This window comes from Microcoleus sp. A6-C6 (genome assembly GCF_036705955.1).
Taxonomy (GTDB): Bacteria; Cyanobacteriota; Cyanobacteriia; order Cyanobacteriales; family Microcoleaceae; genus Microcoleus.
The window spans coordinates 1-6,200 of the sequence record NZ_JAUBVR010000143.1; the positions used below are offsets into that span (position 1 = coordinate 1).

General features: G+C 49.1%; 5 protein-coding genes. 1 reads left to right on the plus strand and 4 read right to left on the minus strand.

The features are described from left to right. Nucleotides 1-635 precede the first annotated feature (635 nt). Both QUB52_RS28380 and QUB52_RS28385 read right to left on the minus strand, forming a co-directional pair. Entirely contained in the window at nucleotides 636-857 is a 222-nt protein-coding gene (locus QUB52_RS28380) for a hypothetical protein (protein WP_265239012.1), read from the minus strand. Next, the gene (locus QUB52_RS28385; protein ID WP_332975266.1) at nucleotides 854-2,623 is read right to left on the minus strand and encodes a S8 family peptidase; all 1,770 of its coding nucleotides are present in this window, start codon (nucleotides 2,621-2,623) and stop codon (nucleotides 854-856) included. The genes QUB52_RS28380 and QUB52_RS28385 overlap by 4 nt, the downstream gene beginning before the upstream one ends. 255 nt (nucleotides 2,624-2,878) lie before the next feature. Here QUB52_RS28385 and QUB52_RS28390 point away from each other — a divergent pair, with 255 nt between their 5' ends. After that, a complete protein-coding gene (locus QUB52_RS28390; RefSeq protein WP_332975265.1) occupies nucleotides 2,879-3,295 on the plus strand; it encodes a hypothetical protein in 417 nt (138 codons plus the stop codon). A 204-nt stretch (nucleotides 3,296-3,499) separates the two neighbouring features. Here the strand turns inward: QUB52_RS28390 and QUB52_RS28395 are convergent, their stop codons facing one another. Both QUB52_RS28395 and nirD read right to left on the minus strand, forming a co-directional pair. Next, nucleotides 3,500-5,596 carry a HEAT repeat domain-containing protein gene (locus tag QUB52_RS28395; RefSeq protein WP_332975264.1) on the minus strand — a complete coding sequence of 699 codons (2,097 nt, stop codon included), beginning with the start codon at nucleotides 5,594-5,596 and terminating at the stop codon, nucleotides 3,500-3,502. A 308-nt stretch (nucleotides 5,597-5,904) separates the two neighbouring features. After that, nucleotides 5,905-6,200: nitrite reductase small subunit NirD (gene nirD, locus QUB52_RS28400; protein ID WP_332975263.1), on the minus strand; the 296-nt coding region annotated here is incomplete at its 5' end.

Consider the following 6,200-nt stretch of genomic DNA (forward strand, 5'->3'; position numbering starts at 1 on the left):
GGGTGCTACCGGAGACTAAATTAGTAGATGCACCCTGATTAATTAACTCCCGACCAATTTTGGCCGGGTTTTTTTTGTCGATCGCACTGGATGGGCAAATTCCCGCAATTTTCCGAAACTGTCCCGAAAGAGGTGGGGTGCTACCGGAGACTAAATTAGTAGATGCACCCTGATTAATTAACTCCCGACCAATTTTGGCCGGGTTTTTTTTGAGTGATCGTACATCCAGCCATAAATTCCCGAAATTTTCCGAAACTGTCCCGAAAGAGGTGCGGTGGTATCGGAGACTAAATTAGTAGATGCACCCTGATTAATTAACTCCCGACCAATTTTGGCCGGGTTTTTTTTGTGTTAAGGCTGATGCTGAACAAATTTGAGGTGAGTTTCCGGATTCCGCTGGAATTCTCAGGAAGCTTAGTTGGTAGATGCACCCTGATTAATTAACTCCCGACCAATTTTGGCCGGGTTTTTTTTTGTCGATCGCACCGCCAAAAATTATCGCAAATTCTGCCAAACTTTCCTGAATGAGGTGCTGTCTGGCCGGACATTAAATTAGTAGATGCACCCTGATTAATAAACCCCAGCCAATGAAGGCCGGGGTTTTTTTTGATCGAAAGCTGGATTAGTCGATCGAGCTACAAGACTTCAAAGGACTGCACCTCAAGCACCGGGCCGATCATCGCAAAAGTCATCACATCCTTGCGGACTATACCTTTGACACTGACTTTTAAACCATCTTTTTTCAAATCAGAAGGAGCATCCTTAAGTTCATAAGTTTCTCCATCTTCGCCAACCAAAGCCCAGGTACCAGGGCCTAATCCTTGGCGTTCAATTTTGCCTTTGACAGTAATACTCATGCTGACTGCGCCTCTGTTTTAAGTGCCAAATGTGCCAATCCAAAACACAATAAAGCATTGACAATTAAGAATGTTTGTGCTATTAAACCAGTTCCCAATCCCCAGACTGCGGGAGAGATCACAGCATTCACTGCTAAACAGCTAGCAAAGCCGATCGACATTGCGATCGCAATCCACTTCCACTGTTGATGTCCCAACAGCAAAACAATCAAAATCCCCGGAATCAAAACACTAGCAAACAAGGGATTCAGCATACTGCTACCGTTAATTGCACCGCCGAGTTCGGGAATAGAACTGCCCATGATTCTCATCGGCCACTGCGGCAAGTCAAATACAAACAAGTTGCGGAGGAAAAAGAACCCAGAACTTCCAGCCATCAAGCCGCCGGAAAAGCCCCAAGTCCACTGGAACGGAAAATAATTCCGCATAATGAAAGCCAGCAGGTAAGAACCGAGCACCATTGCAATTTTTGGCAACAGGGCGACTGCACCGCCGTCGATCCAGAAGCGAGGGTTGAGATAGCCGTTATCGCGCACCCAGCGGAAGAAATCGCGGAAGTTGATTTGTCCGCGCTGGGCTAGCTGAACTGCTGCGCCTGCGTCTAGGTGTCCCGAACCAAAATGGTTTAAGGGGTCTTCTGTGACATTTCGCGAGGACTGCAAGAGTATGCTGCGAATTTCGTCTGGTTCTGTGACGCCCGATGCTTTGATAAGTGCTGCAACGCCTGCCACGTGGGGAGCCGCCATGCTTGTGCCTTGGTAGCCTTCAAAGATTTCGGCGCCGGTTTCTGGGTCGATCGTACTTTGGAGAATTTTGCCCAGTTCAGAACCACCGGGGGCAGAAATGTCAACACCCGCGCCGAAATTAGAATAATCGGCTTTTTCTTCGTTGGGGCCGAGGGCGGAAACGCCGATGACGTGGGGATAGCGGGCGGGATAGGATGCCGAACTGTCGCCGGAGTTACCGGCGGCGGCGATGATCACAACGCCTTTAGAGTGGGCGTAGTCGATCGCTTCTTCCATTAATTGACTTTCGCCACCGCCGCCTAAACTCATGTTGATGACATCTGCACCGTTGTCTGCTGCAAATTTAATTGCTTCAGCAATGTCGGAAACTGTACCGCCGCCGCTGCCGCTTAATACTTTCAGGGGCATTAAAGCTGCTTCGTAAGCGATGCCTGCGACGCCGTAGTTGTTGTTAGTTGATTGGGCGACTGTACCCGCAACGTGAGTACCGTGGCCGTTGTCATCGTAGGCTTCGGCGCGATCGTTTACAAAGTCGTAGCCCGGTACAAATTTGGTTTCTTTTAAGTCGGCGACGGGAGTAATGCCGGTATCAATTACCGCTACTGTTGTGCCGCTGCCTTTTGTTTCGTTCCAAGCCGATTCTACGTTGATGCTGCGGAGATTCCACTGCTTGGTATACATGGGGTCGTTGGGAATCTCGTAAGCGCTGTAAATGTAGTTCGGTTCAATGTATTCGGTATCTTTAGCCAACTTTGATTTTCTCAGGGCGTTTAGCAAAGTGCGATCGCCCTTGACAACATATACATTATCCTCTTTAGAAAACTCACTGTTGAGTTGGGGTGCGATTTTGTACTGCTGGGCGAGTTCTTCTACTCGTTTTGCAATATCAGGATTACCGATATCTTCGCGGAAATCCAGCACAATCGAGTCGTAAGTGCCTTGAGTAGCAAGTCCTGGGAAATTAGAAATCGCCCAGCCGAGCCCGATTAAAAATAAGCACAGAAGGAAAAACTTTTTCATTGCCGATCGTCCGTTTAGGGAAGGCTTGTTCACCAGAATAACCGAATTTTCATCGCGATCGCCAGTTTTCTGGGTTGTGGCTCAGGTCAAACTCGCGGGCGGGCGTTTGGTATGTGGTGGCGGTGGCTGCCCGTGCGATCGTAAATTGGTGTAATTTCTAGTTTAAATTGCCGAGCAAGTTTGCAGAGTTCAATCAATTGTATCATTAAACCAGATGGCAAACAAAACTTGGAGTATTTTCAACAAGGATATTGCATGGAAAGAGGTTTAATGTGGCTGCCACTGCTGGTAATTTTTATCGGGATGGCTTGGGCTGGATGGAACGAGTATCAAAAACTGGAAGCTTATCGCGTCTGGGCGGAACAATTCGCTAAGGCAAAGTACGATATTTATGCTGTACTCGGTCAGCAAGAAGATAGTTTAACTTGGGGAAAGCCTACTCGCAGCGGGCCTGTGAATTTGCAAACTTTTTCTTTGAAAAATGTACAGTCGCTGCGGTTGTTAGTCAACTCTCAGCCAGTTGATTTAGAGTCGCCACCGAATTCTGGAAGTGCGATCGTGCTAGAGTTTTTGTTGAAAGATGCTGCGGCGGTGCAGGTTCCTTTTACCGAAATTCCTCTAGCGACTAAATGGGCAAAGTATTTGCAGCAGGAATTGCAGCGCTTCCTCTGAAATCATCCAATCAGCACAACTTCTGAATCATTTTGTTTTGACTAATGACTGATGACTGATGACTAATTACCAGAAAGAATTGGTTTAAAGCCGGAACCCTTGTAGAGAGAAATTAAAATCAGACTATTCATTACTCCAATCCTCTTCCTTCCAGGTAGAGGTAACAGTCAACAGTCAACAGTCAACAGTCAACAGTCAAGTGAATTACCAGTCTTCGCTACCCAACCTGCGGCCCGCTAAAGCCCGCACTTGCTCGTCTGCATCCGTAACTGCGAGCGATCGCACCAGCGGCAAAGTTTCCGCATTTTCGGGATAATGTTCGACAATTGCTTCGAGTGCTGTAAACCGGGGATTGTAAGCAAAAGAACCTGTGCGATTGCAGGGATCGGTAAGAGCTCTCTGGCGCAAAAACTCAAACATTCCCGGTTCGTCCTTCCATCCCCGGATTAACTCTACCAGGGCGATCGCCCGCACCTGAGAATCTTCATCCTGCGCGGCCCGAATTTTCAGCCACTCAAAAGTTTGAGGCTCATTTGTCCGCCCCCGCGCTAACTTTTGCAAAGCGATTTGTCTGAGGGCCGGACTCTCATCGCCCTCTGCTTTAGCCTCCAGCATCCGCAAAGTTTCAGCACCCGAAGGCCAGTTTCGAGCGAGTTCCTGCACCGCCACTTCCCGCACCTCCTCATCTCCAGCATCAAGCTGAATTTTCAACCAAGCCAAGGTTTCCGGCTCTTCTGGCCATCCCCGCGCTATCTCTCGCACCAGCACGCTCAGCAAGTGAGCATCCCGTTCCGACTCCGCCAGTTGTTTGAAAAAAGGCAGCGTCTCGCCCCGATGCCGCCAGCCTCTTGCTATCTGTTCCACCGCAGTTTCTCGGACGTTGATGTGTCTGTCTGATTCAGCCAGATTTTTCAACCACTCAAAGACTTCGAGACTGGCTGATGGTAAAGTGGCTGCGGCTACAACTACCACTTGCCGCACAGTCCAATAATCGTCTGAGGCAGCAATTTTTTGCAGCAGGGGCAATGTATCGGGGCTGTCGGGCCAACCTGCGGCAATCTGTTGCAGGGCTATTTCGCGCAGTTCGGCGTCGCGATCGCCCGTAGCTATATTTCGCAAAAAAGCCAGAGTTGCCGGATTAGATGGCCAGCCAGAGGCAATTCCTTGGACTGCTGCCTGCCGGACGGTGGAACTCTGGTCGGACTCGGCGAGACTTCTCAGCAGCGGGTAAATGTCTGGTTCGCCCGGCCCCTTTCGTGAGGCCAATTCTTCGATCGCTGCTGTACGCACTTCTTCGCTGCTGTCAGATGTGGCTAGGGTTTTCAGCAGTAAGCAAACCTCAGCATCGGCGGGCCAGCCTGCTGCCAATTCCCGCACCGCTACTGTTCGCAGGGTAGAACTTCCTGTGTGGGCAAGGTTTTTGAGCTGGGAGGCCGTGCCTAAAACGCTGTGCCAACCTCTAGCTATTTCTTGCCACGCTACGACTCGCACTCCCAAATTTTCGTCGGATTCGGCAGCGGTTCTCAGCAGCAGCAAGGTATCTGTGCGATCGCGCCAATTAGATGCCAACTGTTCCAGTGCACAGGTGCGGACTGCCGGACTGCGATCGGACTGAGCCAGGGCCGCCAGCAGTGGCAAAGTATCGCTGTTAGAGGGCCAACCAGAAGCCATTTCTCGGATGGCGGCCGATCGCACTGCCCAGTTTTGATCGAATTTGGCGAGGTTTTTGAGCATCAGGTAAATTTCAGGCTCGTCGGGCCAACCGCGGGCTATGGCTTTGACTGCTGTGGCCCGGACTTCGCCACTGTCGCTGGAGTGTGCCAGTATTTTCAGCCAGGGCAGCGTTTGCGGGTCGTTTTTCCAAGTTTGGGCGATCGCGGCGATCGATCGATAGCGAATTTGATAAGTTTCCTGCAATTCTTCAGCGCTTTGATAAAGAATTAGGAAAACCGTGCCGTATTGCGATAGCTTTTTTAAAGCGTTTAACAGTTTTTTTTCTGTGGTTTCATTGATGCCATTTTTGACTTTTGACAGGCATTTAGCTGCTAAAAATAAATTAATAAACTTTTCTTGTTGACCGTTTTGAGTTGTCAAATATTCTATAATTTCGCTCGCTGTTTCTTGGTCGAGCTTGGCTGCAATTTCTCGGAGGAATTCGTGCAAAGATTCGTCTCGCCAGTGCTGGCCGAAAACTTGTGTTTTGAGTTGCGCCCCAGTCAATTGATCTGTTTTGAGTTGTGCGTCGATTAACTCTGCCACTGTCTGGGGATTATTTTCGGAAACAAGTTTTTTTAACAACATACTGATATCCTACCCCCTAAAGTTTGTTTCCATTGAAAATCCGAAAGAAGACGCTCGCGGTTGAAACGGCTTCTACACACACAACACCTACTCGCCTGCGGGTTGAAGACCGAGTGGTTGAAATACGTTATCCTCTCTCAGTCCGCTTGGCATGGACATCGTTTGACAAAAAGCGGTTTCAACCGTTGTCTGCATCTCTATTTTATACCAAAACTACTGGCTCGATCGCCCCCAATGCAAAATCCGCCAGCACCGAATCGGAATGTTAGGTGTTGGCGGATGGATCTCGAATAATTGGGGCGTTGAATCTAGGTAACAGCTACTTGGACGCGATCGCCTGCCACCCGAACCCTAAAAGTCGGAATTGTTACTGTTTCATCGTCCAAACACTGCCCAGTAGCCAAGCTAAAATTCTGCTTGTAAATCGGAGAAGCAACTTTCAGAGTGCCACTGCGATCGCCCACAAGTCCCCGCGACAACACAAAAGCCTTACTAAACGGGTCGTAATTGCTCAAACCATAAACTTCATGGGTGCATCTCACTTTGGCAAATACATCAAATTGAAAGTTGACCGTTGAGATAAGCACAGCGAAGAGAAAGGATA

Excerpts from the sequence above, each read along its gene's own strand:
- QUB52_RS28380 (WP_265239012.1), bottom strand. The coding sequence starts at position 857 with ATGAGTATTACTGTCAAAGGCAAAATTGAACGCCAAGGATTAGGCCCT.
- QUB52_RS28385 (WP_332975266.1), bottom strand. The coding sequence starts at position 2,623 with ATGAAAAAGTTTTTCCTTCTGTGCTTATTTTTAATCGGGCTCGGCTGG.
- QUB52_RS28390 (WP_332975265.1), top strand. The coding sequence starts at position 2,879 with ATGGAAAGAGGTTTAATGTGGCTGCCACTGCTGGTAATTTTTATCGGG.
- QUB52_RS28395 (WP_332975264.1), bottom strand. The coding sequence starts at position 5,596 with ATGTTGTTAAAAAAACTTGTTTCCGAAAATAATCCCCAGACAGTGGCA.